Source organism: Acidovorax sacchari, assembly GCF_042847045.1.
Lineage (GTDB): Bacteria > Pseudomonadota > Gammaproteobacteria > Burkholderiales > Burkholderiaceae_C > Paracidovorax > Paracidovorax sacchari.
Genome location: NZ_AP035783.1, coordinates 1,731,239 through 1,758,101, shown reverse-complemented (window position 1 = coordinate 1,758,101; position 26,863 = coordinate 1,731,239). Strand labels below are relative to the sequence as shown.

General features: G+C 67.2%; 20 protein-coding genes and 4 tRNA genes. 17 read left to right on the top strand and 7 right to left on the bottom strand.

Annotated features, from left to right (window positions below; genetic code table 11):
- From ACGHC0_RS07920 to ACGHC0_RS07905, 4 genes are all read right to left on the bottom strand, one after another.
- A complete protein-coding gene (locus ACGHC0_RS07920; RefSeq protein ID WP_013593952.1) occupies positions 1-789 on the bottom strand; it encodes a PP2C family protein-serine/threonine phosphatase in 789 nt (262 codons plus the stop codon).
- The gene (gene tagH / locus ACGHC0_RS07915; RefSeq protein ID WP_415267871.1) at positions 786-3,101 is read right to left on the bottom strand and encodes a type VI secretion system-associated FHA domain protein TagH; all 2,316 of its coding nucleotides are present in this window, start codon (positions 3,099-3,101) and stop codon (positions 786-788) included. The genes ACGHC0_RS07920 and tagH overlap by 4 nt, the downstream gene beginning before the upstream one ends.
- 21 nt (positions 3,102-3,122) lie before the next feature.
- A complete protein-coding gene (locus tag ACGHC0_RS07910; protein ID WP_415267870.1) occupies positions 3,123-3,629 on the bottom strand; it encodes a TssQ family T6SS-associated lipoprotein in 507 nt (168 codons plus the stop codon).
- A gap of 105 nt (positions 3,630-3,734) precedes the next feature.
- The gene (locus ACGHC0_RS07905) at positions 3,735-5,732 is read right to left on the bottom strand and encodes a serine/threonine-protein kinase (RefSeq protein ID WP_415267869.1); all 1,998 of its coding nucleotides are present in this window, start codon (positions 5,730-5,732) and stop codon (positions 3,735-3,737) included.
- Between the two features lie 573 nt (positions 5,733-6,305).
- Between ACGHC0_RS07905 and ACGHC0_RS07900 the strand changes: the two genes are divergently transcribed.
- The 3 genes from ACGHC0_RS07900 to ACGHC0_RS07890 all read left to right on the top strand — a co-directional run bounded on the left by ACGHC0_RS07900 (position 6,306) and on the right by ACGHC0_RS07890 (position 8,291).
- Positions 6,306-6,788: an Hcp family type VI secretion system effector gene (locus tag ACGHC0_RS07900; RefSeq protein ID WP_368354702.1), complete on the top strand. Its 483-nt coding sequence runs from the start codon at positions 6,306-6,308 to the stop codon at positions 6,786-6,788.
- 292 nt (positions 6,789-7,080) lie between these two features.
- The gene (locus ACGHC0_RS07895) at positions 7,081-7,638 is read left to right on the top strand and encodes a pesticin C-terminus-like muramidase (protein WP_415267868.1); all 558 of its coding nucleotides are present in this window, start codon (positions 7,081-7,083) and stop codon (positions 7,636-7,638) included.
- The gene (locus tag ACGHC0_RS07890) at positions 7,635-8,291 is read left to right on the top strand and encodes a hypothetical protein (RefSeq protein ID WP_368354700.1); all 657 of its coding nucleotides are present in this window, start codon (positions 7,635-7,637) and stop codon (positions 8,289-8,291) included. Before ACGHC0_RS07895 ends, ACGHC0_RS07890 begins: the two co-directional genes overlap by 4 nt.
- Positions 8,292-8,333: 42 nt before the next feature.
- On the opposite strand, the gene hpnC is transcribed toward ACGHC0_RS07890, so the two are convergent.
- Complete coding sequence (hpnC, locus tag ACGHC0_RS07885; RefSeq protein ID WP_415267867.1) at positions 8,334-9,284, bottom strand: squalene synthase HpnC; 951 nt, start codon at positions 9,282-9,284, stop codon at positions 8,334-8,336.
- A 102-nt stretch (positions 9,285-9,386) separates the two neighbouring features.
- Here hpnC and ACGHC0_RS07880 point away from each other — a divergent pair, with 102 nt between their 5' ends.
- The 12 genes from ACGHC0_RS07880 (at position 9,387) to hpnE (ending at position 22,985) form a co-directional block, all read left to right on the top strand.
- A complete protein-coding gene (locus ACGHC0_RS07880; RefSeq protein ID WP_415267866.1) occupies positions 9,387-10,613 on the top strand; it encodes an efflux RND transporter periplasmic adaptor subunit in 1,227 nt (408 codons plus the stop codon).
- 9 nt (positions 10,614-10,622) lie between these two features.
- Positions 10,623-13,829: an efflux RND transporter permease subunit gene (locus ACGHC0_RS07875; protein ID WP_415267865.1), complete on the top strand. Its 3,207-nt coding sequence runs from the start codon at positions 10,623-10,625 to the stop codon at positions 13,827-13,829.
- Between the two features lie 127 nt (positions 13,830-13,956).
- Positions 13,957-14,043, top strand: a tRNA-Leu gene (locus tag ACGHC0_RS07870).
- A 68-nt stretch (positions 14,044-14,111) separates the two neighbouring features.
- Complete coding sequence (gene tig / locus ACGHC0_RS07865; protein WP_368354697.1) at positions 14,112-15,422, top strand: trigger factor; 1,311 nt, start codon at positions 14,112-14,114, stop codon at positions 15,420-15,422.
- Between the two features lie 122 nt (positions 15,423-15,544).
- Positions 15,545-16,153 carry an ATP-dependent Clp endopeptidase proteolytic subunit ClpP gene (clpP, locus tag ACGHC0_RS07860; protein ID WP_011794600.1) on the top strand — a complete coding sequence of 203 codons (609 nt, stop codon included), beginning with the start codon at positions 15,545-15,547 and terminating at the stop codon, positions 16,151-16,153.
- 103 nt (positions 16,154-16,256) lie between these two features.
- Positions 16,257-17,522 (top strand): ATP-dependent Clp protease ATP-binding subunit ClpX, encoded by a 1,266-nt coding sequence (clpX, locus tag ACGHC0_RS07855; protein ID WP_011794599.1) that lies wholly within the window; start codon positions 16,257-16,259, stop codon positions 17,520-17,522.
- 134 nt (positions 17,523-17,656) lie between these two features.
- On the top strand, positions 17,657-20,083 hold the full coding sequence (lon, locus tag ACGHC0_RS07850; RefSeq protein WP_368354695.1) for an endopeptidase La: 2,427 nt from the start codon (positions 17,657-17,659) through the stop codon (positions 20,081-20,083).
- A gap of 89 nt (positions 20,084-20,172) precedes the next feature.
- Positions 20,173-20,248, top strand: a tRNA-Gly gene (locus tag ACGHC0_RS07845).
- A 55-nt stretch (positions 20,249-20,303) separates the two neighbouring features.
- Positions 20,304-20,377: transfer RNA gene (locus ACGHC0_RS07840), tRNA-Cys, on the top strand.
- A 112-nt stretch (positions 20,378-20,489) separates the two neighbouring features.
- A tRNA-Gly gene (locus ACGHC0_RS07835) sits at positions 20,490-20,565 on the top strand.
- Positions 20,566-20,729: 164 nt separating this feature from the next.
- The gene (gene hpnD / locus ACGHC0_RS07830; protein WP_415267864.1) at positions 20,730-21,572 is read left to right on the top strand and encodes a presqualene diphosphate synthase HpnD; all 843 of its coding nucleotides are present in this window, start codon (positions 20,730-20,732) and stop codon (positions 21,570-21,572) included.
- A gap of 93 nt (positions 21,573-21,665) precedes the next feature.
- Positions 21,666-22,985 (top strand): hydroxysqualene dehydroxylase HpnE, encoded by a 1,320-nt coding sequence (hpnE, locus tag ACGHC0_RS07825; protein WP_415267863.1) that lies wholly within the window; start codon positions 21,666-21,668, stop codon positions 22,983-22,985.
- A 33-nt stretch (positions 22,986-23,018) separates the two neighbouring features.
- On the opposite strand, the gene ACGHC0_RS07820 is transcribed toward hpnE, so the two are convergent.
- Positions 23,019-24,296 carry a YihY family inner membrane protein gene (locus tag ACGHC0_RS07820; RefSeq protein ID WP_415267862.1) on the bottom strand — a complete coding sequence of 426 codons (1,278 nt, stop codon included), beginning with the start codon at positions 24,294-24,296 and terminating at the stop codon, positions 23,019-23,021.
- 21 nt (positions 24,297-24,317) lie between these two features.
- Between ACGHC0_RS07820 and ACGHC0_RS07815 the strand changes: the two genes are divergently transcribed.
- Both ACGHC0_RS07815 and ACGHC0_RS07810 read left to right on the top strand, forming a co-directional pair.
- The gene (locus ACGHC0_RS07815; protein ID WP_368354691.1) at positions 24,318-24,743 is read left to right on the top strand and encodes a DUF2069 domain-containing protein; all 426 of its coding nucleotides are present in this window, start codon (positions 24,318-24,320) and stop codon (positions 24,741-24,743) included.
- Between the two features lie 66 nt (positions 24,744-24,809).
- Positions 24,810-26,252, top strand: coding sequence for an FAD-binding oxidoreductase (locus ACGHC0_RS07810; protein ID WP_415267861.1), 1,443 nt, complete (start codon positions 24,810-24,812; stop codon positions 26,250-26,252).
- Between the two features lie 10 nt (positions 26,253-26,262).
- On the opposite strand, the gene ACGHC0_RS07805 is transcribed toward ACGHC0_RS07810, so the two are convergent.
- Positions 26,263-26,802, bottom strand: a complete 540-nt coding sequence (locus ACGHC0_RS07805; RefSeq protein WP_415267860.1) for a hypothetical protein — start codon at positions 26,800-26,802, stop codon at positions 26,263-26,265.
- Positions 26,803-26,863 lie beyond the last annotated feature (61 nt).

Sequence of the window (26,863 nt, the reverse complement as noted above, 5' to 3'; positions counted from 1 at the left end):
TCAGGCGCCATCCTCGCTGTCCGCGACCCAGACCGCGAGGGCGCTGAAATTGTCCTGGTAGGACTTCGCCTGGGCCCGCACGGCCGCCTCCATCTGCTCCAGCCACTCCTGCGGCGACTGGCTGTGGCGCAGGGCGCTCTCCATCTGCTCCTCGTGCAGCCCTTCCCAGAGCCCGTCAGAGCACAGCAGGAACGCATCGCCGGCCGCCAGCTCGATCGGCCGCGGAAGCACCGTGGGCGGGATCTGCGACTCCGCACCAATGGCGCCCGCCAGCACGCTGCGGTTCGGCAGGCGGCGCGGGTCCTGGTTGCGGTACACGCCCGCGTGCAACAGCTGCTGCACCACGCTGTGGTCCTCCGTGATCTGCCGCACCTTCTGGTCCCTGAACCAGTACAGCCTGGAATCCCCCCAGTGCGCCCAGAGCGCACGCCCGGTCTTGCGGTCGATGCACAGCAGCACCACGGTGGCGCTCATGTGCTTGCGTGAGACCGAGAGCGGCTGGGCACCGGCCACCGCATGCTCCGCCAGCGAAATGAGCGATGCCAGGCCCGCGGGCGCGAACAGCGGGTTGTGCCCGAAACCTTCGAGCACCGCATTCACGGTGATCCGTGCCGCCAGCCCGCCGTGCCCGTGCCCGCCCGCGCCATCGGCCAGCACGCAGCACAGGCCGCGGTGGCCCATGTCCACCAGGCCCAGGAAATCCTCGTTCACGTCCCGGCCGCCCTTTTCCGACAGCGAAGCCGCCATCACCCGGAACCGGAACTCCTCGCCTGCGATATGGAAGATCACGTCCTGGCCTTCGCTGCCGCCTCGGCGTTTTCATAGGCTTCCAGGAAGGCCTGGCCGGAGAAGGCCGCCAGGTCGTCCTCGGCGCCGCGCCGGATCTCGGCGAAATTGCGCTTGTACTCGTCCCACAGCGCAGCCTTGCGGCTCGTGGCCGACAGCTTGCCGAACACCCCTCCGGTCACGTCGGTGCGCTGCTCCAGGGCCGCGGGATCGAAGCGCTCCAGTGCCTCGGCATAGGCCGCACGCAGCCCGGCCATCAGGGCCACCTGGTGGACACGCAGGTCGTCGTAGGCCTCCTGCATGGCGGGAATGGGTTTCATGAAACCCGGGAAGTTCTGTCCGATCATCTGCATGACCACGCCCTCGGGCGTCGGCAGGAACTTCAGCGGATTGTTCGCGCCGGAGGAAATCACCGTCACGCCCGCACGGAACTCGCGCTTGATCTCGGAGCGGGCCGCCAGCAGGTCGATGGTGCCCTGCACGGCCACGCGGAAGGCTTCCCCGAAAGACCGCATGAACTCGGGGCTGAGCCTCTGCGGCTCGACCTTCTTCTGCAGCACGCCTGCGCCATCCAGGAAGGCCGCGATCAGCGACTGCAGCTCCGCCGGCGAAGCGGCTTCCAGCTCCGGCAGCACCGGAACCAGGGGCGACTTTACGGCGCCCTCCTCCCGTGCCTGGCCATGGGGTGCGGTGGGCGCAGGAGCGGTTGCCATGGCCGGAACAGGGGCCGGTACGGGCGCCGGCATGGCGCCCACCGCGGCGGGAAAATGCGCCAGCGCCACTTCCTCGATGGGTACCACCTTCGCATCGCCGGCGGCCAGCCCTGAAGGCGTGGCCGGCGGCAGCACATCGGCAGCAGCGGACGCGGGTGCCGGTACGGGCCCGCTCTCCACGGGAGGCCAGCCCAGTGGATCGGCCGAAGTGGAACCGGAGCCGAAGGCGCCCAGGTCGAGGCCCTCCACACGCTGCAGCCCGTCCAGCGGAGGGGCCGACGGCACGGCGGGCGCCATCCCCGGGCCGGTACTGGCACCCTGGACGACCGGCGCAGGGCTTGCAGGCACCTGTGCCGCACCGGGAATCCCCTGGCCCGCCGGGGCCTGCACGCCCCGGGGAAGGCTGAACGACTGCGACAGGTCGGATCCCGAACCGAGTGCCATCGCCGAACGTTCGGGCACCAGTGCCGGCGCCGCATCCGGGTCGCCCGTGAAGAGCCGCAGCGGATCGAGTTCGTCGCGCGGGTCCAGCGCCTTGGGCAGTCCGGCATGGGCCGGGTTGTCCATGTCGTGCGCGAATTTCGCGCCGCTGGCGGGCAGCGACTGCAGAAGCTCGTCGTGCCGCATGTTGGCGATCTCGCTCAGGCTCTTCGCCTGCAAACCGCTTCCCCAGGCGTCCTTCTTCTCCTCGCCCTTGCGGGGATCCACCGCGAAAAGATCGAAGTCCTCCGGAATGACGAGGGCCCGGGGTGCCGCGGCGGGCTTGCCCTGCGGCACCGCCGGTGGCCAGGCATGGCCCTGTCGGCCAGCATCGGCAGGCACCGGAGCGGGAGACGCGGCAAAGCCATGGGCCTCGCCCGGGGCGGGAGCGGACGCGGGCTCGGAGGGCAGCGGGGGTGCGCCGGTGGAAACGGGGCTGAACGCAGGCGCAGGCGCAGGTGCAGGCACGGGCGAGGCCGTGGGAGAGGCGGCCGGCACCGGCGCCTGGGACGGGGCCGCGGTGTTGATGGCCGGCCCCTCCACGCGACCGAGCATCGCGAATGGGTTGTCATCATCCTCCGCGGAAGACGCCAGCGCCGCCAGGCCGTCGCCCGTTCCGGCCACAGGCTGCGGCGGTGCGACAGGAGGCCCTTCGCCCTGTGGCACGTTCGCCACCGGAGCGGTATCGGCCACGGGCACGCCGGCAGCAGAAACCGGAGGCGATGGAATCGCTACCGGAGCGGATGCAGATACGGGCTCGGGAACGGAAGCCGGAGCAGCCGCCACGGGAACGAAGGGCGAGCCCGGCACGACGGAATGCAGGACATAGGGCCCGATGCGGATCTCGTCCCCCACGGACAGGCGGACCTCTTCGCCCGAGCGCACTTCGGCACCCGCCACGAAGATCGAACGGCGTTCGCAGAGATTGGCGATGAAGGCAGCCTCCGACTCGATGCGCACCATCGCATGCACGCGGGCGACGCCGGCATCGCTGTCGGACAGCACGAGCTTGTTCTGCCCCCCGCGGCCAATCGTCCCGCCCGCCACGCCGAATACCGCCGTCCATAGGCGGTCCACCGCTTCGTCCGCATGGCGGATGACCCTGAGTTCGACTTTATCCATGTCCGGTACGGCCCGTCGGGGTCAGGGTGTCTTCTTGGCCGGGGCGGCGCGCTTCGCGCGCGCGGCGACCGCCGCACGCGCGGTGTTGAACTCCTTGCCCCAGACCGGATGGCCCTTCTCGACATCGCTCAGCTGGAAGTTGGGATCCTGCTGCAGCGCGGTTTCGAAATTCTGCCGGCACTGGCGCAGGCGCCCCATGGCACAGTGGCTGAACGCGATGAACTTGTAGGCCTTGACCTGGGATGCGGAAGACAGTTCGGGGGCGGTGCTCAGGGGCGTGAGGGCCGCGATCGCCTCGTCGTAGCGCCCGTCGGCATAGATGTCGAGAGCCTGGGCCAGCGCCTCTTCCTTCAAGGCCGCGGGGTCCTTGGGCTTCGCCGTCTCCTTGGCGTCCGTGCTCGCAGCAGCGCCTTCCGCCTGCGCAGGGGTGCCGCCCGCGCCCGCCTGGCCCGCAGGGGGCGTCTGGCAGCCGCTCAGCAAGATGCCCACCAGGCACATTCCACCAATGAGCTTCGTCTTAGATGCCATGCTTTCCTCGTCAAAATGGCAGATGCCCCGGCGGCTGCCCGCCGCCGGACACCGGTCTCGCAGTTCCACGCCCCACCGGCAGGAAGACCTGCCGACGGGACGACATCATTCGAATTTGTGCGTGAGCACCACGGATTCGCCCCGCCGCACCTGCACCATCCGGGTCACCGTTTGCGACGCAGGGTTCGATATCTCGATGCGGTGGAAGCCCTCCGACAGGGTCAGCTGGGTCAGCGGCGGCGTGGTGCCCGCGGGAATCCGGTCCACGGTGACATTGCCCCACGGCATGACGCGCAGGATCACCCTGCCGGTGTTTTCCGCCTCCCGGCCGGATGTCCGCTGGGACCGCGCGGGATCCTCCGCGGCGGGCACCGAAGCCGCAGGCGCAGGCGCAGGCGCAGGGCCGGCATGCGCCGCCGACGCCGGAGGAAGGGCCGCCACGACAGGGGCGCTGGCCCGCGCCGCGGGCTCCACCGGGGACGACGCGGCGGATGCCGCCACGGTCGGCGCAGAAGCCGGCGCCTGCTCTGCGGGCGGCACGGCCGTCGCCTGCAGCGAACGCGCCGTCAGCTGAGTGAGGGCCTCTTCGGCCTGCATCCGGTGGGCGCCGTTCGGGAATGCGCTCAGATAGGCCTGCACGGACTCCACGGTATTGATGCGGGATGCCAACTCCCACTGGCTGGCCTCCTGCACCGCCATCCTCTCGCGCGCGGCCGCCTCGCTGGAGGACTGCACCGTCCACCACACTCCGCCGACCAGCAGCAACGCAAGAAACGCCAGCAGCGGAACGAGCCACACCGGCCGCTGGCGCTTTGAAGGGGCAGGGATGGACGCCGCCACGGCAGGCGCGGCAGCAGCAGCGCCCGCCGACGGTGCAGCAGCGGCACGGGAGGACGCCCGTTCGGCCCGGCTGCCGGCCTCGGGACGCGCCACGGGCATGGCAGCGGCAGGCGGCGGCTCCAGCCCTGCGGGACGAGTGTCCTGCAAAGGCATCGGCTGGGTGGTCTGCAGATAGGCCGGCTCCTCGGCCATGTGGTGCTCTGCACCGCCTCCCTGGGCACCGGCAGGAGCGAGGTGCGAGGGAATCATGGAGGCCATGGCCTCCACGGGGCGCAGCGTCGGGGCGGCGGCGGAAGCCTCGGGCACCGGATCCGAAGCACGGACCGCGACTTCCGCGCCGGCCGCCGCAGCAGACGCATGCGGCCAGGAAATGGTCACCGTCTTGAGGCCCAGCAATTGCCGCAATTCGGCAATGCTCTGCGGCCGCTCCTGCGGCTTGACCGCGAGCGCGTTCTGCACGCCGTGCAGGAAACGCGCGCTGAAACCCGGGCAGTTCTCCGGAGTGAGCCGGGCCAGCGGGTCGTTGATCATCCGGGCGACGGACGTCGCGGGCGGACGACCGGTGATCGCCTGGTAGAGCACCGCGCCCAGCTGGTAGATGTCCGTCCAGGCCCCCTGTGGCATCGCACCGTCGTCCACGTACTGCTCGATGGGAGCAAAACCGGGCTTGAGCACCATGGTCAGCGCCTGCGTCATGTCGCCGATGATGCGGCGCGCCGCGCCGAAATCCAGCAGCACCGGCATGCCGGAGTCCTGCAGGAAAATGTTGTCCGGCGCGATGTCGCGGTGATAGCAATCCGCCGCGTGGAGCATCTCCAGCACGTCGAGGATGGGAACCAGCACCGCCGACAGCCATGCCTCGTCCACCGTGTGCTGCTGCGTCAGGAAGGAGCGGAAGGTCTGCCCCTCGTAGTACTGCATGACCATATAGGCCGTGCCGTTGGCTTCGAAGAAGCGGTACACATGCACCAGCGCAGGATGCGAGAACTTGGCGAGGAGCCGCGCCTCGTTGATGAAGCTGCGCAGGCCCGCGTCGAACGCGCCGCGGTGCTGGGACCGCACATGCACTTCGTTGCCGTCCTTGCGGCCCGCCAGGGTGGCCGGCATGTACTCCTTGATCGCCACAATGCGGTCAAGGCTCAGGTCGCGCGCCTTGTAAACGATGCCGAACCCGCCTTCGCCCACGACATCGTTCAGCCGGTATTCACCGACCTGCACGCCGGGACCTAGGCAGTTCGCCGAGCCACTGAATTCCTTGTCCATGAGTTCACGCTTCCAAGCACCGCTGCAGACGGCGCGAACGTCGCCCGCCGCCGGGCACTGCCCTGCCGCGAAATCCCGTCTCCTGCACGTCGAGCACCAAAGTCAAGGCATCACTCCCAGGCGGCTGTGTTTCTAATCTGTATGGAGATGGCGGAAAAGTGTATTGCCGGCCGCAATCCCGCTGGCTACCGCCGAGCTGTTGCGCAAGCGGCTCGGCGGGGACCGGCAAGTGTAACGGGAACATGTGACACAGCCCTGTCATCCCGCATCCCGTCGAGCAAAAAGACAAATTGTTTCTTTTGTTTCTCTCGGATGAACAATGTTGAAAATTGGAGTATTTCCAAATGCATGCCCCCTCCCTATGATCGGCGGCGCAACTAGGCATCCGGAGAAGCCGGCCCGAGCACTTTCGCGCAGCCCCTGGGAGGGGGGACGTCGCAAGCGATTATGGTCAGGGCTTCTCCTGGCGAAGGCCCCGTTCGTGAGGAGCAGGCCCCGCACAGCAAGAGCGGACCGGTTCCATTTCTATCTCAAAAGCGCATCTGCGCAGTCCATCCAAAAAGGAAGCATTCCATGTCCGTCGATATGTTCATGAAGGTTGAAGGTGCCAGCGGCGAATCCCAAGACGCCAATCACAAGAGCTGGACCGACATCCGTTCCTTCACCTGGGGCGCTACGCAGCCCAATTCGATGTCCACGGGCAGCGGCGCTGGCGCCGGCAAGGTCACCTTCCACGACCTGAACGTCGTGGCGAAGATCGACAAGGCGTATCCGGCCGTCCTCAAGCACTGCGCGACCGGCAAGCACCTCGGCCAGGTGGAGATCTCGATGTGCAAGGCGGGTGGCACGCAGATCGAATTCGGCAAGATCACCCTCACCGACGTGCTCGTCACGAGCGTGACGGTGAGCGGCACCGACGGCAGCGACGCAGTGCTGGTGAACTACGCCTTCCAGGCAGCCAAAATCAAGACGCAATACTGGGAACAGACGAACCAGGGCGGCAAGGGCGCCGAAAGCCAGGCAGGCTACGACATCAAGCTCAACAAAGAAATTTAATTTCCTGCGTCCCCGCGCAAGCCGGATGCCTCATGAGGCTCCGGCTTTTTTTATTGCTGCCAGATAGCCAGGCGAACCATCACACTTTTTTTGCATGGGTCGATGCAAAAAAATACCTGAGAAGAATGCCGCGCCTTCGCAGAAATAGTGACTCCAAGGCCGAATTCGCCATGCCTTGATTTTTGGCGGCGCCCGCCATTCTCCGACGACCCAAAATCCGTTCCGCACAGGGGTGTCACGAGATTCCCCAAATATGCAAATACGATAAAATCAACACCCTCATCCATCAACCATGCCAGAACAAATCGACTACGCATTTTTGAGTGCCCTGGAGGGGGGCTCCCAGACGACCGGGTACGTACCCGCGGCAAATGTCAGCAAGAGCGGCGTGACCATCGCGACGGGGTTTGACCTCGGCCAGCGGTCCGAGAATGACCTCAAGAACCTGGGACTGGCCAGCAATCTGATCGAAAAGCTCAAGCCCTACCTGGGCTCCAAGGGGGCCGACGCCAAGAAGCTCGTCGAGAAAACCCCCCTGGCCATCTCCGCCGCCGAAGCCGAATCCATCGACAAGGCAACCAAGGCCAGCCACATCGCCAGCCTGAAACTCAAGTACGACTCGGCCACCACCGACAAGAAGCACTTCATCGACCTGCCCGCGGAAGCGCAGACCGTCATCGCGTCGGTGTCGTTCCAGTACGGCGTCAACCTGGACTCCGCCACGCCGAAATTCTGGAAGGCCGTGACGGGGCAGGACTGGACCGAGGCCGTGAAGCTGCTCAAGAATTTCGGCGACGTGTACCCTACCCGACGCGGCAAGGAAGCCGCCCTGCTGGAGAAGATCAAATGAAGCGATGGATCGCACTCGCTGCCGCCGTCCTGGGCTCGGTTGCCGCGCATGCCGCGGACGGTGCCGCGCATATCGCCAACGCGGAGCTGCTGGCGGCACTGCAGAACCCCAAGGCGTCGCTCACGGCAGCGCGCACGCCGCTCGCATTCGACAACGGCGCCTCGGCGAAGAACTGCCTCGACTACTCGGAACTCCTGGGCAAGGCCCAACCCGTCGAGTCCACCCGCAATTTCGAGATCCGGAGCGAATACCGGCTCTGCGACAGCATCCGGCAGGTAGGCGGAAGGCCATTCGCGGCGGCAGGGGCTCCGGCAGCCGCACGGCAGGCCAAGGCCCTCTACCAGAAACTGGATCTGCGCTCGTTCCCGTCGTCCCTGCGCAATAGGGCCGATGCCGGCAAGCACTCGCTGAAGGCGTTGCTGCCCGGCGTGCCCCGCTTCGATGGCAACGCCGTCCAGGTGGATACCCCTGACCAGTTCTTCCGCCTGGAGGTCGTGGCCCTCATCGACAACGGCAAGGCCGGCAAGCAGGACCTGCTCGTCTGGGTGACCGACGAATCGAAGACCGGCACCTACCGCGGGTATGCCAGCATGGTCGTCCACCCGCCGCGAACGGCGACAGGCTCTTATACCGCGGCAGCCCCGGCCCGGTGATCCCGCAGGAGCAGGCCCGGCGCATGCCAGGCCTGCCCGCACCTACATCGCCACGGCGCGCACTGCCATGCGCATCCAGTCGCCGGGCCCCAGGACAGGGCGCCGCAACAGGCTGTCACCACGCATGCCCTCCACCTTGTCGAGAATGCGCAACCCTCCCTGGACGACCAGGCGCAGTTCCCATCCCATCCGACCGGGCAACTGATGCACGAGCCCGGCCCCTTCGACCATGAGCGCCCGCGCCCAGAGCGCGCAGTCGGCCACCAGGGCCCGGGCCTGCGGGGAAAGCGGCTGCCGCTGCAGCAGCGCGCGGTCGATACCGAACCGGGCCAGATCGGCATCCGTGACGTAATGCCGCCCCCGCGGAAGGTCCACGCTCAGGTCCTGCCAGAAGTTGACGAGCTGCAAGGCCGTGCAGATCGCATCGCTCCGGCGCAGCGCCAGGGGATCGGCGATTCCGTAGAGGTGCAGGAGCAGGCGGCCCACGGGATTGGCCGACCGCCGGCAGTAGTCCAGCAACATGTCCCTGTCCGCGTAGGTCAGCCCCTCCGAGGTCCGGAGAACGTCCTGGGTGAAGGCGCCGAGCAGGTCCTCCAGCAGTGCGACGGGAAGGGAATGTGTGCCGATGGCACCCTGCAGGGGCCCGAACACCTCCGCCCATCGCGCCTGCGGCGGGGCACCCGCGGCGATGCGATGCAATTCCCGGGTGTATTCGTCCAGCGCATCCAGGCGCTCGGCCGCGGTGGCTTCGCCTTCGTCGGCCAGGTCGTCCGCCGTACGGGCGAACGCATAGACGGCGGCAATGGGCTCCCGCAGAGCGGGAGGGCAAAGCCACGAGGCCACGGGAAAATTCTCGTAGTGCGTCACCGGCCGGGCGCGCACGACGCCAGGCAGCCCCCCCGATCCGGAAGCGCCATCCGTGCCGGCAGGCGGGGAAGCGGAATGCAAATCTCCGCCCCCCAAAGGAAGGTCGCGGGACTCGGGACGGGGCATGGAGGGCGAGGGTTTGGACACCCCTCGATTGTCGCTTGACAGCTGCCGAGGCTTTCACCTAGATTACTAACCAGTCAGTCATTAACAACTTTTGGGATCGCCATGCCGCCTCTCGCGCCGCCCCGCATGCACCGCCTGCCCCCGCCAGCCCAGCCCCTCCGTGGGGCTTTTTCGTGGAAGCAGCTTCGTGCAGGCCGGAAGCGGACTGCGCTGGCGGTTCTGGCCGCCACCTTCGCGCTCTTCGGCTGCTCCAAGCCTGCGCCCGCCCCCGAACCGGAGCGCTCCGTCAAGCTGCTGACCACGGGCACGGCCCCGCTGCAGACCCGCCTCGAGTACGCCGGGGAAGTGCGGGCACGGGTGGAATCCCGCCTGGGCTTCCGCGTTGCGGGCAAGATCGTGCAGCGCCAGGCAGAGCTCGGCCAGCGGGTGCAGGCGGGGCAATTGCTGGCGCAACTCGACCCCCGCGACTACCAGCTGTCCCTGGAGGCCGCGCGCGCCCAGGTGGCGTCCGCGCAGACCCAGCGGGATCTCGCAGCCGCCGACTACCAGCGCTTTTCCGCGCTCAAAGCCCAGAACTTCATCAGCGGAGCGGAGCTGGACCGCCGCGCAGCCACGCTGAAGGCCGCCGAAGCATCACTCGATCAGGCGCGGGCGCAGTCGGCCTCCCAGGGCAACCAGGCGGGCTACACGCGCCTGCTGGCCGACGCGGCCGGCGTGGTCACGGGGATCGACGCCGAACCGGGTCAGGTCGTCACGGCGGGCACGCCCGTCGTGCGCATCGCGCAGGACGGCCCGCGGGACGTGGTGTTCTCCGTCCCCGAAGACCGGGTGGCCAGGGTGCGCCCGGGGCAATCCGTATCCGTGCGGCTCTGGTCGGGCGGGCCCTCCGTGCAGGGCCGCATCCGGGAGGTCGCGGCCAGCGCAGACCCCGTCACCCGCACCTTCCTCGCCAAGGTCGCCCTGGCGTCGGACAACCCGCCGCCCCTGGGCGCCACGGCCTACGTCACGCCGGACATGCCGGACCAGGATGGCGCGCAAGCCATCAAGCTGCCGACCAGCGCACTGCGGCAGGAAGGCACGCAAACCGCCGTCTGGGTCTATGAACCGTCGAGCGGCACCGTGCGCTCGCAGGTGATCCGGATCGCGCGGGCCGACGGCAACGAGGTGGTGGTCGGCGCCGGGCTCACTCCCGGCATGCAGGTCGTCGCCACGGGCGTGCATGTGCTCTCGCCGGGCCAGAAGGTGCAGATCTACCGGCCCCGCGTTCCTTCCGCCGACACTCCCGCGCCCGCCGCCCTGCCCGCCTCCGCGGCCGAATCCCCCCGCTGAGAGCACCCCATGGAACAAGCGACATCGCAACCGCAGCCGTCCGGGGGCTTCAACCTGTCCAGATGGGCCCTGGACCATCCCGCGCTCACGCGCTATCTCATGGTGGTGCTCATGGTGCTGGGCATCGCCGCCTACTTCCAGCTCGGCCAGGACGAGGATCCGCCCTTCACGTTCCGCGCCATGGTGGTGCGCACCTACTGGCCCGGCGCCACGGCGCAGCAGGTGGCGGAGCAGGTCACCGACAAGCTCGAGCGCACCCTGCAGGAGGTGCCCTACGCGGACCGCATGCGCAGCTACTCCAAGCCGGGGGAGTCGCAGATCATCTTCGAGATCAAGGATTCTTCCCCGCCCGGCGAGGTGGCCGGCGTCTGGTACACCGTGCGCAAGAAGATCGGCGACATGCGCGCCACCCTGCCGCAGGGCGTGCAGGGGCCCTTCTTCAACGATGAATTCGGCGACGTCTATGGCGTGATCTACGCGATCGAGGCGGAAGGCTTCAGCCCGGCCGAACTCAAGACCTTCGCCGACGACATCCGCCAGCAGCTGCTGCGCGTCAAGGACGTGGCCAAGGTCGAGCAGTTCGGCATCCAGGACGAGAAGATCTACATCGAGATCTCGCAGAAACGGCTCGCCCAGCTCGGCCTGGACATGAACCAGGTCCTGAACCAGCTCGGCCAGCAGAACGCCGTCGAGAGCGCGGGCACCGTCCAGACCCCGCAGGACCAGGTGCAGGTCCGCGTGGCCGGGCAGTTCGGCGCCGTCGAGGAACTGCGCGCGATGCCGATCCGGGGCGCCTCCGGTGCACAGCTGCGGCTGGGCGACATCGCGGAAGTCCGCCGCGGCTACATCGACCCGCCCTCCATCAAGGTGCACCACCAGGGCCGGGAAGTCGTCGCGCTGGGCGTGTCGATGGCCAAGGGCGGCGACATCATCCGCCTCGGCGAAGCGCTGCACGCAGCCGCGCGCCGCATCGAGCAGACCCTGCCGGCCGGCGTGCGCCTCGTGAATGTGCAGGACCAGCCCCGCGCCGTGTCGTCGTCCGTGAACGAGTTCGTCAAGGTCCTCATCGAGGCCGTGGTGATCGTGCTCGCCGTGAGCTTCCTGAGCCTCGGCCTGCACACGCGCCCCGGCCGCCAGCCGCTGTGGCGCCGCTGGACGCTGGACATCCGCCCCGGCCTGGTGGTGGGCATCACGATCCCGCTGGTGCTGGCCGTGACCTTCCTGGCCATGTGGTACTGGAAGATCGGGCTGCACAAGATCTCCCTCGGCTCGCTCATCATCGCGCTCGGGCTGCTGGTGGACGATGCCATCATCGCCGTCGAGATGATGGTGCGGAAGATGGAAGAAGGCTACGACAAGGTCCGCGCCGCCACCTTCGCCTACGAGATCACGGCCATGCCGATGCTCACCGGCACCCTGATCACCGCGGCGGGCTTCCTGCCCATCGGCATCGCCAAGTCGGTCACGGGTGAGTACACCTTCGCGATCTTCGCAGTCACCGTGATCGCGCTCGTGCTGTCGTGGTTCGTCTCGGTGTACTTCGTGCCGTACCTGGGCACGCTGCTGCTCAAGGTGCCCGATCACCCGAAGGCGCAAGACCATCCGGCCGGAGCCGCCCCCGGTGCGGAGCAAGGGCCGCACGAGGTCTTCGACAGTCCTTTCTACAACACCTTCCGCCGCGCCGTGGATGCGTGCGTGGAGCACCGCTGGATCACCATCGGCGTCACGCTGCTGCTCTTCGCGCTGGGCATCATGGGCATGGGGCGCGTCCAGCAGCAATTCTTCCCGGACTCCAGCCGCCCGGAAATCCTGATCGACGCCTGGTTCCCCGAAGGCACCTCGTTCGCCGCGAACGAGGCCGTGCTCAAGCGCATGGAAAAGCGCCTCGTCGAGGAGCCCGGCGTGACCTCGGTCAGCACCTGGATCGGCTCGGGCGTGCCGCGTTTCTACCTGCCGCTGGACCAGGTCTTCCCGCAATCCAACGTATCGCAGATCATCCTGCTGCCCCAGGACCTGAAGCAACGCGAAGCGCTGCGGCACGCGCTGCCGGCGATGCTGGCGCAAGAGTTCCCCGAAGTGCGCGCCCGCGTCAAGCTGCTGCCCAACGGCCCGCCCGTGGCGTATCCCGTGCAGTTCCGCGTGATCGGCAACGATCCGGCGCGGCTGCGCCAGCATGCGGACGAAGTGCGCAAGATCCTGCGCGAACACCCGCAGATGCTCGGCGTGAACGACAACTGGAACGAATCCGTGAAGACCATGCGCCTGGAGATCGACCAGGACAAGGCGCGCGCACTCGGCGTCACCAGCCAGTCCATCGCCCAGGCTGCACGCACCGTGTTCACCGGCACCACCGTCGGCCAGTACCGCGAGGGCGACCGGCTGATCGACATCGTGTTCCGGCAGCCTCCGGACGAGCGGCAGGCCATCACGGACATCGCGAACGCCTACCTTCCCACCGCGTCGGGCAAGGCCATTCCCCTGACCCAGATCGCGCGCCCCGTGTTCGCCTGGGAGCCCGGGGTCATGTGGCGGCAGAACCGCGAGTACGCCATCACGGTGCAGGGCGACGTGATCGAGGGCCTGCAGGGCGCCACCGTCACCGAGGCACTGCTGCCCGGACTGCGCCAGCTCGAAGCCCGATGGCATGCATCGGGAGACGCAGGCTACCGGATCGAGGTCGCCGGCTCCGTGGAGGAAAGCTCCAAGGGCTCTGCCTCCATCGCGGCGGGCGTGCCCATCATGCTGTTCATCACCTTCACACTGCTCATGCTCCAGCTGCACAGCTTCAGCCGCGCCGTGCTGGTGTTCCTCACCGGTCCGCTCGGCATCGCCGGGGTGGCGGGTGCGCTGCTGCTGCTCGGCCGGCCCTTCGGGTTCGTGGCGCTGCTGGGCGTGATCGCGCTCATGGGCATGATCCAGCGCAACTCCGTCATCCTCATCGACCAGATCGAGAGCGACCGCGCGCGCGGCGTGCCGGCATGGGATGCCATCGTGGAATCCGCCGTGCGCCGGCTGCGCCCGATCGTGCTCACCGCCGCCGCCGCCGTGCTGGCGATGATCCCCCTGTCGCGCAGTGTCTTCTGGGGGCCGATGGCCGTCGCCATCATGGGTGGGCTCATCGTCGCGACGGTGCTCACGCTGCTGGCACTGCCTGCGATGTACGCTGCGTGGTTCCGCGTTCGGCGGCCCGAAACGCGGCCGCCGCAACCCGCCTGACCGGGGACGCTTCGCCGACAGGGTAAAATCGAAGGTTGACCAATTTCACACAGCGGCGGTCCCCCGGGTCCGCCGCTTTTTGTCGGTAGCCCGCTGGGAACAGCAGGCGGAAAGCCAAGTGGGAAAAGCGCGGGTGGCGAAATTGGTAGACGCACCAGGTTTAGGTCCTGACGCCAGCAATGGTGTGGGGGTTCGAGTCCCCCCCCGCGCACCACGAACAACACGGTGAGGCGGTCCCGGCACGGGACGGCCGTCACGGTCCCATTACATAGAGGAAGAGCCATGGCCGTTACTGTTGAAACCCTTGAAAAGCTCGAGCGCAAGATCACGCTGAGCCTGCCCCTGACCGCCATCCAGTCGGAAGTGGACTCGCGCCTCAAGCGCCTGGCCCGCACGGTGAAGATGGACGGCTTCCGTCCCGGCAAGGTGCCGATGAACGTCGTGGCCCAGCGCTACGGCTACTCCGTGCAATACGAGGTGCTGAACGACAAGGTCGGCGAAGCCTTCGCCCAGGCCGCCAACGAAGCCAACCTGCGCGTCGCCGGCCAGCCCCGCATCACCGAGAAGGAAGGCGCTCCCGAAGGCCAGGTGACCTTCGACGCCGTGTTCGAGGTGTTCCCCGAAGTGAAGATCGGCGACCTGTCCACGGCCGAGGTCGAGAAGATCTCCGCCGACGTCACCGACGCCGCCATCGACAAGACCATCGACATCCTGCGCAAGCAGCGCCGCACCTTCGCCCAGCGCGCCCAGGGCACGCCTGCCGAAGACGGCGACCGCGTGACCGTGGACTTCGAAGGCAAGATCGACGGTGAGACGTTCTCCGGCGGCAAGGCCGAAGACTTCCAGTTCCTGGTGGGCGAAGGCCAGATGCTCAAGGAATTCGAAGACGCCGTGCGCGGCATGAAGGCCGGCGAGAGCAAGACCTTCCCCCTCGCCTTCCCCGAGGACTACCATGGCAAGGACGTGGCCGGCAAGACCGCCGACTTCCTGGTCACCGTGAAGAAGATCGAGGCAGCCCACCTGCCCGAAGTCAACGAGCAGCTGGCGAAGTCCCTGGGCATCGCCGACGGCACCGTGGAAGGCCTGCGCGCCGACATCAAGAAGAACCTCGAGCGCGAGGTCAAGTTCCGCCTGCTGGCCCGCAACAAGCAGGCCGTGATGGAAGCCCTGGTGTCCAAGGCCGAGCTGGACCTGCCCAACGCCAGCGTGCAGTCCGAGATCGCCCGCCTGCTCGAAGGCGCCCGTGCCGACCTGAAGCAGCGCGGCATCAAGGACGCCGACAAGGCCGAGATCCCCGAGGACGTGTTCCGTCCGCAGGCCGAGCGCCGCGTGCGCCTGGGCCTGGTCGTGGCCGAACTCGTGCGCGCCAACAACCTGCACGCCACCCCCGAGCAGCTGAAGGCGCACGTGGACGAGCTCGCCGCCAGCTACGAGAAGCCCGAGGACGTGGTCCGCTGGTACTTCGGCGACCGCCAGCGCCTGGCCGAAGTCGAGGCCGTGGTCATCGAGAACAACGTCACGGCCTTCGTGCTGGACAAGGCCAAGGTCACGGACAAGGCCATTTCCTTCGACGAACTGATGGGCCAGGGCTGAAACCGCGGCGCCGGCGCATGCATCCGCAGCGCGCCGGCTCCTGCCTGCCATCCGGGGCTTGTGCTGGCGAGCACAGGCCCCAATTCATTTCTCGGTACAGTATCTGCATGACTGGAGAAAACATGAGCGCACTGGAAACACAGGCCCTGGGCATGATTCCCATGGTGATCGAGCAGTCGGGACGCGGCGAGCGGTCCTACGACATCTATTCGCGCCTGCTCAAGGAGCGGATCGTCTTCCTGATCGGCGAGGTGAACGACCAGACCGCCAACCTGGTCGTGGCACAGCTGCTGTTCCTGGAGAGCGAGAACCCCGACAAGGACATTTCCTTCTACATCAATTCCCCCGGCGGCAGCGTGACGGCCGGCATGGCCATCTACGACACGATGCAGTTCATCAAGCCGGACGTGTCCACCATGTGCCTGGGCTTCGCGGCCAGCATGGGCGCCTTCCTGCTGGCGGCCGGCGCCAAGGGCAAGCGCTTCTCGCTGCCCAATTCGAAGATCATGATCCACCAGGTGCTCGGCGGCGCCCGCGGCCAGGCCACGGACATCGAGATCCATGCACGGGACATCCTGCGTACCAAGGACCAGATGAACCGCATCCTGGCGGAACGCACCGGACAGCCCCTGGAAAAGGTCAAGGCCGACACCGAGCGCGACTATTTCCTCACTGCCGACGAGGCCAAGGAATACGGCCTGGTCGACCAGGTGGTGACCCAGCGTCCCTGACCGGCGGCGTTGCCTCCGGCGGCGCTTTCCTCCCGGGGAAAGCGTCCGCCGCCATTTCGTTATCATCCCGCCCACAGTTCCCGCAACACGAGGCAATGCCCCCATGGCCGAGAAAAAAGGCTCTTCCAGCGAAAAAACCCTTTACTGCTCCTTCTGCGGCAAGAGCCAGCACGAGGTGAAGAAACTCATCGCTGGCCCGTCGGTTTTCATTTGCGACGAGTGCATCGACCTGTGCAATGAGATCATCCGCGACGAGCTGCCCTCCACCGAAGGCGCGCGGGATTCCCGCGGCGACCTGCCGACCCCGTCGGAGATCAAGGCCAACCTCGACAACTACGTGATCGGCCAGGAAATCGCCAAGCGCACCCTGGCCGTGGCCGTGTACAACCACTACAAGCGCCTGCGCCACAAGGACAAGGCAGGCAAGGACGAGGTCGAGCTCGCGAAAAGCAACATCCTGCTGATCGGGCCCACCGGCTCGGGCAAGACCCTGCTGGCCCAGACCCTCGCCCGCATGCTCGACGTGCCCTTCGTGATGGCCGACGCCACCACGCTCACCGAGGCCGGCTACGTCGGCGAGGACGTCGAGAACATCGTCCAGAAGCTGCTGCAGAGCTGCAACTACGAGGTCGAGCGGGCGCAGCGCGGCATCGTCTACATCGACGAGATCGACAAGATCTCCCGCAAGTCCGACAACCCGTCCATCACGCGCGACGTCTCCGGCGAAGGGGTGCAGCAGGCGCTGCTCAAGCTGATCGAGGGCACCATGGCCAGCGTCCCCCCCCAGGGTGGCCGCAAGCATCCCAACCAGGATTTCCTGCAGATCGACACGACCAACATCCTGTTCATCTGCGGGGGCGCCTTCGCCGGCCTGGAGAAGGTCATCGAGAACCGCACGGAGGCCTCGGGCATCGGCTTCGGTGCCGCCGTCAAGAGCAAGAAGCAGCGCTCGCTCACCGAGGTGTTCACCGAGATCGAGCCGGAAGACCTGATCAAGTTCGGCCTCATCCCCGAACTGGTCGGCCGCATGCCCGTGGTCACGGCGCTGGCGGAACTCAGCGAGGACGCCCTGGTGCAGATCCTCACGGAGCCCAAGAACGCCCTGGTCAAGCAGTACAGCAAGCTGCTCGCCATGGAAGGCGTGGAGCTGGAGATCCGCCCCGCCGCCCTGAAGGCCATCGCCCGCAAGGCCCTGGCCCGCAAGACCGGCGCCCGCGGCCTGCGCTCCATCCTCGAGCAGTCCCTGATCGGGACCATGTTCGATCTCCCCAATACCAGCAACGTGGAGAAGGTCGTGGTGGACGAATCCACCATCGAGGAAAACAAGGCCCCGTTGCTCGTCTACCGGGAAGCGGCCAAGAAGGCCTGAGCCGCCCTCCCCTGCCGGGGAGGTGCGCGCCCGCGGCCGGATACCCTGCCGCGGCCCCGCTCATCCAGGATGGTGCCGCGGGTTGAAAATACCGGCTGGTGGACCATATTCCACTCAGTTTCACAAGGATTCCCATGTCCGGACATACCCCCCTGCCAGCCACCCCCATCGACCTCCCATTGCTGCCCCTGCGCGATGTGGTGGTGTTCCCCCACATGGTGATTCCGCTGTTCGTGGGCCGGCCCAAGAGCATCAAGGCCCTGGAACTGGCCATGGACGCCGAGCGGCGCATCATGCTGGTGGCCCAGAAAACGGCGGCCAAGGACGAGCCGCTGGTTTCCGACATGTTCGATGTGGGCTGCGTCTCCACCATCCTGCAGATGCTCAAGCTGCCCGACGGCACCGTCAAGGTGCTGGTGGAAGGCCAGCAGCGGGCGCAGGTCGCCTCCATCGAGGACCACGAGAGCCATTTCACCTCCACCGTGACGCCCGTGCCCGCCAGCGACGGCGACCACAAGCCCAGCGAGATCGAAGCGCTGCGCCGCGCGGTGATGCAGCAGTTCGACCAGTACGTCAAGCTGAACAAGAAGATCCCGCCCGAGATCCTCACCTCCATCGCCAGCATCGACGATCCGGGCCGCCTGGCCGACACCATCGCCGCCCACCTGCCCCTCAAGCTGGAGAACAAGCAGGCCGTGCTGGACCTGGCCGACGTGAAGGAACGCCTCGAGAACCTGTTCGAGCAGCTCGACCGCGAAGTGGACATCCTCAACGTGGACAAGCGCATCCGCGGCCGCGTCAAGCGCCAGATGGAGAAGAACCAGCGCGACTTCTACCTGAACGAGCAGGTGAAGGCCATCCAGAAGGAACTGGGCGAGGGCGAGGAAGGCGCGGACATCGAGGAGATCGAGAAGAAGATCAAGGCCGCGAAGATGCCCGCGGACGCGCGCAAGAAGGCCGAGAGCGAACTCAAGAAGCTCAAGCTGATGTCGCCCATGTCGGCGGAAGCCACCGTCGTGCGCAACTACATCGAGGTCCTTACCGGCCTGCCCTGGAGCAAGCGCACCAAGATCAAGCACGACCTCGCCAACGCGGAGGAAGTGCTCAACGAGGACCACTACGGCCTGGACAAGGTCAAGGACCGCATCCTCGAATACCTCGCGGTGCAGCAGCGCGTGGACAAGGTCAAGGCCCCCATCCTCTGCCTGGTGGGCCCGCCCGGGGTCGGCAAGACCTCGCTCGGCCAGTCCATCGCCAAGGCGACGGGCCGCAAGTACGTGCGCATGGCGCTGGGCGGCATGCGCGACGAGGCGGAAATCCGCGGCCACCGCCGCACCTACATCGGCGCCATGCCCGGCAAGGTGCTGCAGAGCCTGAACAAGGTCGGCACCCGCAATCCGCTCTTCCTGCTCGACGAGATCGACAAGCTGGGCACGGATTTCCGCGGAGACCCCTCCAGCGCACTGCTGGAAGTGCTCGACCCGGAGCAGAACCACAAGTTCGGCGACCACTACGTGGAGGTCGATTTCGACCTGAGCGACGTGATGTTCGTCGCCACTTCGAACTCCATGAACATCCCCCCTGCCCTGCTGGACCGGATGGAAGTCATCCGCCTCTCGGGCTACACGGAAGACGAGAAGGCGAACATCGCCATCAAGTACCTGCTGCCCAAGCAGATGGTCAACAACGGCGTCAAGGACGAGGAACTGCGGGTCGAGGAAAGCGCGGTGCGCGACGTCATCCGCTACTACACCCGTGAGGCAGGCGTGCGCTCGCTCGAGCGCGAACTCTCCAAGATCTGCCGCAAGGTGGTCAAGGGCCTGCAGCTCAAGAAGCTCGAGCCCCAGGTGGTGGTCACGGCAGACAACCTGGCCGAATACCTGGGCGTGCGCAAGCACACCTACGGCCGCGCCGAGCAGCAGAACCAGGTAGGCCAGGTGGTCGGCCTCGCGTGGACCGAGGTCGGTGGCGACCTGCTCACCATCGAAGCCGCGACCATGCCCGGCAAGGGAACCATCACGCGCACGGGCTCGCTCGGCGACGTCATGAAGGAATCCGTCGAAGCTGCCCGCACCGTGGTGCGCAGCCGCGCCCACCGCCTGGGCATCAAGGACGAGGTGTTCGAGAAACGCGACATGCACATCCACGTGCCTGACGGTGCCACGCCCAAGGACGGCCCGAGCGCCGGTGCTGCCATGACCACGGCCTTCGTATCGGCCCTCACCGGCATCCCCGTGCGCAGCGATGTCGCGATGACCGGCGAGATCACCCTGCGCGGCGAGGTCACGGCCATCGGCGGACTGAAGGAAAAGCTGCTCGCGGCGCTGCGTGGCGGCATCAAGACGGTGCTGATCCCCGAGGAGAACGTCAAGGACCTGCAGGAGATCCCGGACAACGTGAAGAGCGGCCTGGAGATCATTCCGGTCAAGTGGATCGACAAGGTGCTGGAAGTTGCCCTCGAACGCAAGCCGATCGCACTGACGGAAGAAGAGATCGCCGCGTCCATCACTGCCCGGGAAAACCGCCAGGCGCAGGGCTCCACGGACTCCGTGAAGCATTGAACGCGAAATTTTTCCGGAACCACCCAAAAAGTGCGCTACAATTCACTTCATCGACGCCAAACGTTGTAGAATGCAAGGCTTCGGTAAATGCGGGAATAGCTCAGTTGGTAGAGCGCAACCTTGCCAAGGTTGAGGTCGAGAGTTCGAGACTCTTTTCCCGCTCCAGACTCCAAAAAAGGGGAAGCCAAAGCTTCCCCTTTTTGCCAAGGGAAGCATCTTCGGCGCGGTAGCAAAGCGGTTATGCACCGGATTGCAAATCCGTGTAGGTCGGTTCGACTCCGGCCCGCGCCTCCAGATACGGACAGTGGCTTGTACATCGATCGGTGTTCAAGCCCACTTGGCAAAGCACCATAAAACAGTGCTACAATTCAAGGCTTGTTGACGAGGCAACGAATCAACATCCAATGCGGGAATAGCTCAGTTGGTAGAGCGCAACCTTGCCAAGGTTGAGGTCGAGAGTTCGAGACTCTTTTCCCGCTCCATATATGGAACATGCGCAATGCGGGTGTTCAGCAAAAAGGCCCTTCGGGGCCTTTTTTGTTTTTCATCCGGCCGATATGCCCCCTCTTCCGGCATCCGCGTCCGTGCTCTTTGCGGCGTACGTACGGGCTCGGGATGCTGCTTCTGCATGGGACAATCCTCCTTCATGACACCGGAACAGTACGTCCAACAAAAAGCCGCGGCGTCCGGCAGCAGCTTCTATTACGCATTCCTGTTCCTCCCCCCCGCCAGGCGGGCTGCCATCACCGCCTTCTACGCCTTTTGCCGCGAGGTGGACGATGTGGTGGACGAGGTGTCGGACGCCGGCGTGGCCCGTACCAAACTGGCCTGGTGGCAGGCGGAAGTCGCCCGGTCGTTCACAGGCCAGCCCCCTACGCACCCCGTGATGCAGGCCTTGATGCCGCACACCGGCACCTACGGCATCGAGGAGCGCCACCTGCAGGCCGTGATCGAGGGATGCCAGATGGACCTCGAGCAGACCCGTTACCTGGACTTCCAGGGCCTTTCACGGTATTGCCACCTGGTGGCCGGCATCGTCGGCGAAGTGGCGGCCCGCATCTTCGGCCCTTCCGACGAGCGCACCGTGGAGTACGCCCATACCCTGGGCCTCGCGTTCCAGCTGACGAACATCATCCGGGACGTCGGCGAGGACGCGATGATGGGCCGCATCTACCTTCCCGTGGCAGAGTTGCAGCAGTTCGACGTCAAGGCCCACGAAATCCTGAAGCGGCAGTATTCCGACCGTTTCACGGCGCTGATGCGCTTCCAGGCCGAACGCGCCCATGGTCTCTATGACAAGGCGCTCTCCCTGCTCCCGGGCGACCAGCGGCGGGCACAGAAGCCCGGATTGATGATGGCCAGCATCTACCGGACCCTGCTGCGGGAAATCGAGAGGGACCAGTTCCAGGTGCTGCACCAGCGGATCGCACTCACGCCCCTGCGCAAGCTGTGGCTGGCGTGGAAGATGCAGGCGCTGGGGCGGATGTGATGGCGCTGCGCCGCTCGTTCCGGCCAAGCCCGCCCCTGGCCGCCTGTCGCACCCGCAGGGTGGCCCCCTGCCCTCGCACTGTCGGCTGACGCCATGCAGGTGGCCATCATCGGCGCGGGCTGGGCCGGCCTGGCCGCGGCCATCGCTGCCGCGCAGGCAGGCCACACCGTTTCCGTCTTCGAGGCAGCCCGCATGCTGGGAGGCCGTGCCCGTGCCCTGGCGCCTGCGGAAGGCGCAAACACCCAGGCCCCCGGCCGCCTGGACAACGGCCAGCACATCCTGATCGGCGCCTACTCCGAATGCCTGCGGCTGATGCAACTGGTGGGCATCGATCCCGATGCCGCGCTGCTGCGCACCCCGCTCGCGCTCGTGTTCCCGGATGGCAAGGGACTGCGCTTTCCCGACGCGGCGCCGCCCTGGGATGCGATCCGGGGCATCGCGGGAGCCCGTGGCTGGCCCCTGGCCGACCGCATGGCCCTGCTGCGCCGCGCGGTGCGCTGGCGGCTTTCAGGGTTTCGCTGCCCACCACACGTCACCGTGGAAGAGCTCTGCCAAGGGCTTTCCGGGCGGCTGCTGCGCGAATTCATCGATCCCCTGTGCGTTTCTGCGCTCAATACGCCGATCGGGGCCGCCAGCGGCGCCGTGTTCCTGCGGGTGCTGCGCGACAGCCTGTTCAGTGGGCGTGGCGGTTCCCACCTGCTGCTGCCTCGCCGGGACCTGAGCGCGTTGTGGCCCGAGGCTGCGGCTGCTTGGCTGCAGGCCCACGGGCATGCCGTGCATGCCGGCCGACGCATCCAGTCCCTCGAGATCGCCCCGGGCGGCGGAGGTCAGGCCTGGCGCCTGGATGGCCAGGCTTTCGACGCCGTCATCGTGGCGACCACGAGCACCGAGGCCGCCCGGCTGGTGGCCGCAGCGGCGGACACAGCCCCGCCGCGCCCCGCCGCAGCCCTGCGAACATGGGCGGCCGCCGCGGCGGCACTGCGTTTCACCGCCATCGCCACCGTGTACACGAAGGCGGCCGGGCCTCTGCCACCTGCGCTGGCAGCAAATGCCCCCATGCTGGCCCTGCACAGCGGTCCCGGGGCTCCGGCCCAGTTCGTGTTCGACCGCGGTCGCCTGGGCGGTGAGCCAGGGCTGCTCGCGTTCGTGGCCAGCGCGTTCGAAGGCGAGCGGACGGTGCTGGAGCAGGCCGTCCTCCGGCAGGCACGGGAACAACTGGGGCTGGAGGGGCTGCAGGTGCTGCGGACGGTGGTCGAAAAGCGCGCCACCTTCGCCTGCGTGCCTGCACTGGATCGACCTGCGCAGGACATCGTCGCCGGCCTGGTGGCCTGCGGCGACTATGTCGCGGGGCCCTATCCCGCCACCCTCGAAGGCGCCGTGCTGTCAGGCACCGCGGCCGGCCGCAGCCTCTGAAAGCTATTCAGGACTGCGCGGAGCGGGCGTGCCTCACGAAGCCCCGGTACCGGCCACTGCAGCACCGGGCCGGGGAAGCACGTCGGCGAGCTTGAGCACGGCCATGCCGGTGTTGCCCCAGAAGCGCTCCAGGCTCTCTCCACGCTCGACGAGCAGCCGCTGCACCAGAGGCTCCAGCAAGGTGGTGGCAGGTTCCGCCAGCAGCACATACCGAGGAGCTTCGTCGTCGGCCGCTCCATGGGCCGCCTCGTTGACCTGCACGACCCAGTCCAGCCCGGTCAGCACTTCCAGCACCGGCTCGAGTTGCAGTACATCCACGCGCAGCGCCTGGGCCAGTCCGCCGGCATCCAGCCCGCGCTGTGGCGTGCAGCGGGCTGCATGCAATTGCTGCAGCACCTCGACCGCCAGCTGAAAGCTCCAACCCTGCTCGTTGGCGGTTCGCTCCACCCCCGTGAGCAGGCTGGGCAGGTAGGCCGCCACCACCGCGCCGAGCAGCACGATCACCCACGCCACGTAGATCCAGACCAGCAGGATGGGCAGGGTCGCGAAAGCGCCGTAGAGCACCGAATAGGTGGGCACGGAGGCGATGTAGAGCCCCAGCACCTTCTTGGCCACCTCGATGCCCACCGACACGAATACCCCGCCGGACCAGGCATGCCGCCAACGCACCTGTGTGTTGGGCACATAGCGGTACAGCGCCGCCGTGCCCCCGGCCAGCAGCAGGAATTCGATGGAGTCGAACAGCAGCCGGGCGCTGTCCGGCAACGCACCTTCGAGGCCGCGCGATGCGCTGGAGGCAACCGACGTGGTCAGTGCCAGGCTCGCGGCGAGCACCAGGGGTCCGAGCGTGATGACGGCCCAGTAGATCAGCACCCGCTGCCCCAGCGGGCGCAAGCGGGGCACGCGCCAGATGTTGTTGAGCGTGCGGTCGATCGTGAGGATGAGCGCGAGGGCCGTGGCCAGCAGGATGGAAAAACCCGCCACCCCCAGCCCGCTCGCCTTGGCGGCGAACTGGGTCAGGTATCCCAGCACCTGCCGTGAAATGCTGTCAGGCACGAGGCTGTCCACCAGCCAGCGCTGCAACCCCGTCTGCAGCGTGCGGAAGATCGGGAAGGCCGTGAAAATGGCCAGCGCCACGGTGAAGAAAGGCACCAGTGCCAGCAGCGTGGTGAACGTCAGGCTGCTGGCCGTGAGACCCAGGCGGTCTTCCCGGAAGCGCTCGCGCAGCGTGTGCGCGGTCGTGCGCCAGGGAAAGCGCGACAGGTCCGACAGCACGGCTTCGAAGCGCTGCGCGAGGTGGGCAATGGACATGGCCGATATGATGCCATCCCGATGCCTGCATCCTCCGCGTCCATCCCCGCCCCATCGGCCCCCACCGTCGCGCTCACCCGCTGGCTCGCCGTGGGCAGCCTGCTGGGCCTCATCGTCCTGTGCCTGGCCTGGGAACTCTGGCTGGCGCCGCTGCGCCCCGGCGGCTCCTGGCTGGCACTCAAGGCCCTGCCGCTCGCCCTCCCGCTGGCGGGCCTGCTCAAGCGCCGCATGTACACCTACCGCTGGGTCAGCTTGGTGGTGTGGCTGTACTTCACCGAAGGGGTGGTGCGCGCGTGGAGCGATGCCCCGCCGGGCCGCTGGCTGGCATGCGTCGAGATCGTGCTCTGCCTGGGCCTGTTCACGGCATGCGCCCTCCACGTGCGGCTCCGGCAGCGCCATGCAGGCGTCCGCACTGCGCGGACGCGCTCCGCCACACCTCCAGGCTGACACCGGTCCGCCGCTGCCGCCCTGCGTTCCTGTTCCGTTCCGTTCCGTTGCTGCGAGAAGATTTCCATGACCGCCTCCCTGATCGACACCCTGCGCCAGATCGTCGGCGCCCACCATGTCCTGGCCGATGGCGACCTCACGGCCTGGGAGCAGGACTGGCGCCGGCGAGCCCGTGGCAAGGCCCTGGCCGTGGTCCGTCCGGCCAGCACCGCCGAGGTGGCAGCCGTGGTGAAAGCCTGCGCCGCCCACGGCACGGCGCTGGTGCCCCAGGGCGGCAATACCGGCCTGGCGGTGGGCTCCATCCCCGATGCATCGGGCACGCAGGTGGTGCTGAGCCTCACGCGCATGAATGCGGTGCGCAACGTCGATGCGGACAACCTCACCATGACGGTGGAGGCCGGCTGCATCCTGCAGAACCTGCAGGACGCGGCAGAAAAGGCCGGACTGCTCTTTCCGCTCAGCCTGGCAGCCGAAGGCAGCTGCACCATCGGGGGCAACCTCGCCACCAACGCCGGCGGAACGCAGGTGGTGCGCTACGGCAACACGCGCGACCTGTGCCTGGGGCTGGAAGTGGTCACGCCGCAGGGCGAGGTCTGGAGCGGGCTGAAGGGCCTGCGCAAGGACAACACCGGCTACGACCTGCGCGACCTGTTCATCGGCAGCGAGGGCACGCTGGGCATCATCACCGCCGCCACCATGAAGCTCTACCCCCGTCCGGCAGCCAGCCTCACGGCCTGGGCCGCGGTACCGTCCATGGCGCATGCGGTACAGCTGCTCGCGCTGGCCCATGGCCACCTCGGTGCCGGCCTGACGGGCTTCGAGGTCATGGGCCGCTTCGCGCTCAGCCTCGTGAACAAACACATGCCGCAGTTGCGCGTGCCCTTCATCGACCAGGAGGAATTGCCCTACGGCGTGCTGCTGGAAAACAGCGACAGTGAATCCGAGGAGCACGCCCGCGCCCGCTTCGAGTCACTGCTGGAGACCGCCTTCGATGCCGGCTGCGTGGTGGACGCCGTGGTGGCGGAGAACCTCGCCCAGGCGCACCAGCTGTGGCACATCCGCGAGAACATTCCGCTCGCACAGGCCGAGGAAGGGCTGAACATCAAGCACGACATCTCCGTGCCCATCTCCCGCATCCCGGCCTTCGTGGAGCATGCGGATGCACTGCTGCAGCGCGAGATCCCGGGCGTGCGCCTGGTGAATTTCGGCCACCTGGGGGATGGCAACCTGCACTACAACGTGCAGGCGCCGGCCGAGGGCGATGCCAAGGCCTTCCTGCGCGACCAGGAAGACCGCGTGAACCATCTCGTCTACGAGGCCGTGGCCGCGTTCGGCGGCTCGTTCTCCGCCGAGCACGGCGTGGGCGCGCTCAAGGTGGACAAGCTGCAGCAGTACCAGTCGCCCGTGGCCCTCACCATGATGCGCGCCATCAAGGGCGCGCTGGACCCGCAGGGACTGATGAACCCGCAATGCCTGCTGCCGGTACGGGCAGACCAGGCAACCGCCTGATGGCAGCGGCTCAGCGACGCGCGTTCTCCATCATCGTGCGCACTTCAGCCGGCATCTGCACGCCGCGGCCGTAGTCCTGCACGTCCCACTCCTCATCGCCCGTCTGCAGCCATACGCGCATCGCGTCGCGCGTGGGGTCGAGCACCACGGCCGCCGACTCCGATCCGCCCTGGTGCGGCCGGTTGCCGGTAATGTAGAGCAGGTTTCCTTCCTTGCGCAGCGGTCCGCTGGTGCCCATGTTCTGCAGCAGCACGGGGTAGTTCACGGGCCCCAGCAGGCCCTTCAGGCGCTCGGCCATCGGCCCTGCGCGCAGGAAATCCACGCCGTCCGAGGGATAGCGCCCTACCAGTGCCTGCATTCCGGCCCAGCGATCGGCCGCCGCAGGAGCGGCAGCGGCAGGAGCCGCTGCTGCCGGGGCGGGCGGCAGCGTGGTGGGCGCCGGCGCAGGTGACAGAGGCACGTTGCTGGCGCAACCCGCCAGCGACAGCAGTGCGGCCAGCGGCCACCCCGCCAGGGAAGGAACGGAGAATCGCGACGATGTATGGGGCATGGAGGCAGAGCCGGCCCGGGGGCCTGGGATGAATGGAGCAACGCCCGAGCTTAGCGCCTTC

Bases quoted from the DNA above. Each gene is read 5' to 3' on its own strand.
- tagH (WP_415267871.1), bottom strand. From the start codon at position 3,101: ATGGATAAAGTCGAACTCAGGGTCATCCGCCATGCGGACGAAGCGGTG.
- ACGHC0_RS07910 (WP_415267870.1), bottom strand. From the start codon at position 3,629: ATGGCATCTAAGACGAAGCTCATTGGTGGAATGTGCCTGGTGGGCATC.
- ACGHC0_RS07905 (WP_415267869.1), bottom strand. From the start codon at position 5,732: ATGGACAAGGAATTCAGTGGCTCGGCGAACTGCCTAGGTCCCGGCGTG.
- ACGHC0_RS07900 (WP_368354702.1), top strand. From the start codon at position 6,306: ATGTCCGTCGATATGTTCATGAAGGTTGAAGGTGCCAGCGGCGAATCC.
- ACGHC0_RS07895 (WP_415267868.1), top strand. From the start codon at position 7,081: ATGCCAGAACAAATCGACTACGCATTTTTGAGTGCCCTGGAGGGGGGC.
- ACGHC0_RS07890 (WP_368354700.1), top strand. From the start codon at position 7,635: ATGAAGCGATGGATCGCACTCGCTGCCGCCGTCCTGGGCTCGGTTGCC.
- hpnC (WP_415267867.1), bottom strand. From the start codon at position 9,284: ATGCCCCGTCCCGAGTCCCGCGACCTTCCTTTGGGGGGCGGAGATTTG.
- ACGHC0_RS07880 (WP_415267866.1), top strand. From the start codon at position 9,387: ATGCCGCCTCTCGCGCCGCCCCGCATGCACCGCCTGCCCCCGCCAGCC.
- ACGHC0_RS07875 (WP_415267865.1), top strand. From the start codon at position 10,623: ATGGAACAAGCGACATCGCAACCGCAGCCGTCCGGGGGCTTCAACCTG.
- tig (WP_368354697.1), top strand. From the start codon at position 14,112: ATGGCCGTTACTGTTGAAACCCTTGAAAAGCTCGAGCGCAAGATCACG.
- clpP (WP_011794600.1), top strand. From the start codon at position 15,545: ATGAGCGCACTGGAAACACAGGCCCTGGGCATGATTCCCATGGTGATC.
- clpX (WP_011794599.1), top strand. From the start codon at position 16,257: ATGGCCGAGAAAAAAGGCTCTTCCAGCGAAAAAACCCTTTACTGCTCC.
- lon (WP_368354695.1), top strand. From the start codon at position 17,657: ATGTCCGGACATACCCCCCTGCCAGCCACCCCCATCGACCTCCCATTG.
- hpnD (WP_415267864.1), top strand. From the start codon at position 20,730: ATGACACCGGAACAGTACGTCCAACAAAAAGCCGCGGCGTCCGGCAGC.
- hpnE (WP_415267863.1), top strand. From the start codon at position 21,666: ATGCAGGTGGCCATCATCGGCGCGGGCTGGGCCGGCCTGGCCGCGGCC.
- ACGHC0_RS07820 (WP_415267862.1), bottom strand. From the start codon at position 24,296: ATGTCCATTGCCCACCTCGCGCAGCGCTTCGAAGCCGTGCTGTCGGAC.
- ACGHC0_RS07815 (WP_368354691.1), top strand. From the start codon at position 24,318: ATGCCTGCATCCTCCGCGTCCATCCCCGCCCCATCGGCCCCCACCGTC.
- ACGHC0_RS07810 (WP_415267861.1), top strand. From the start codon at position 24,810: ATGACCGCCTCCCTGATCGACACCCTGCGCCAGATCGTCGGCGCCCAC.
- ACGHC0_RS07805 (WP_415267860.1), bottom strand. From the start codon at position 26,802: ATGCCCCATACATCGTCGCGATTCTCCGTTCCTTCCCTGGCGGGGTGG.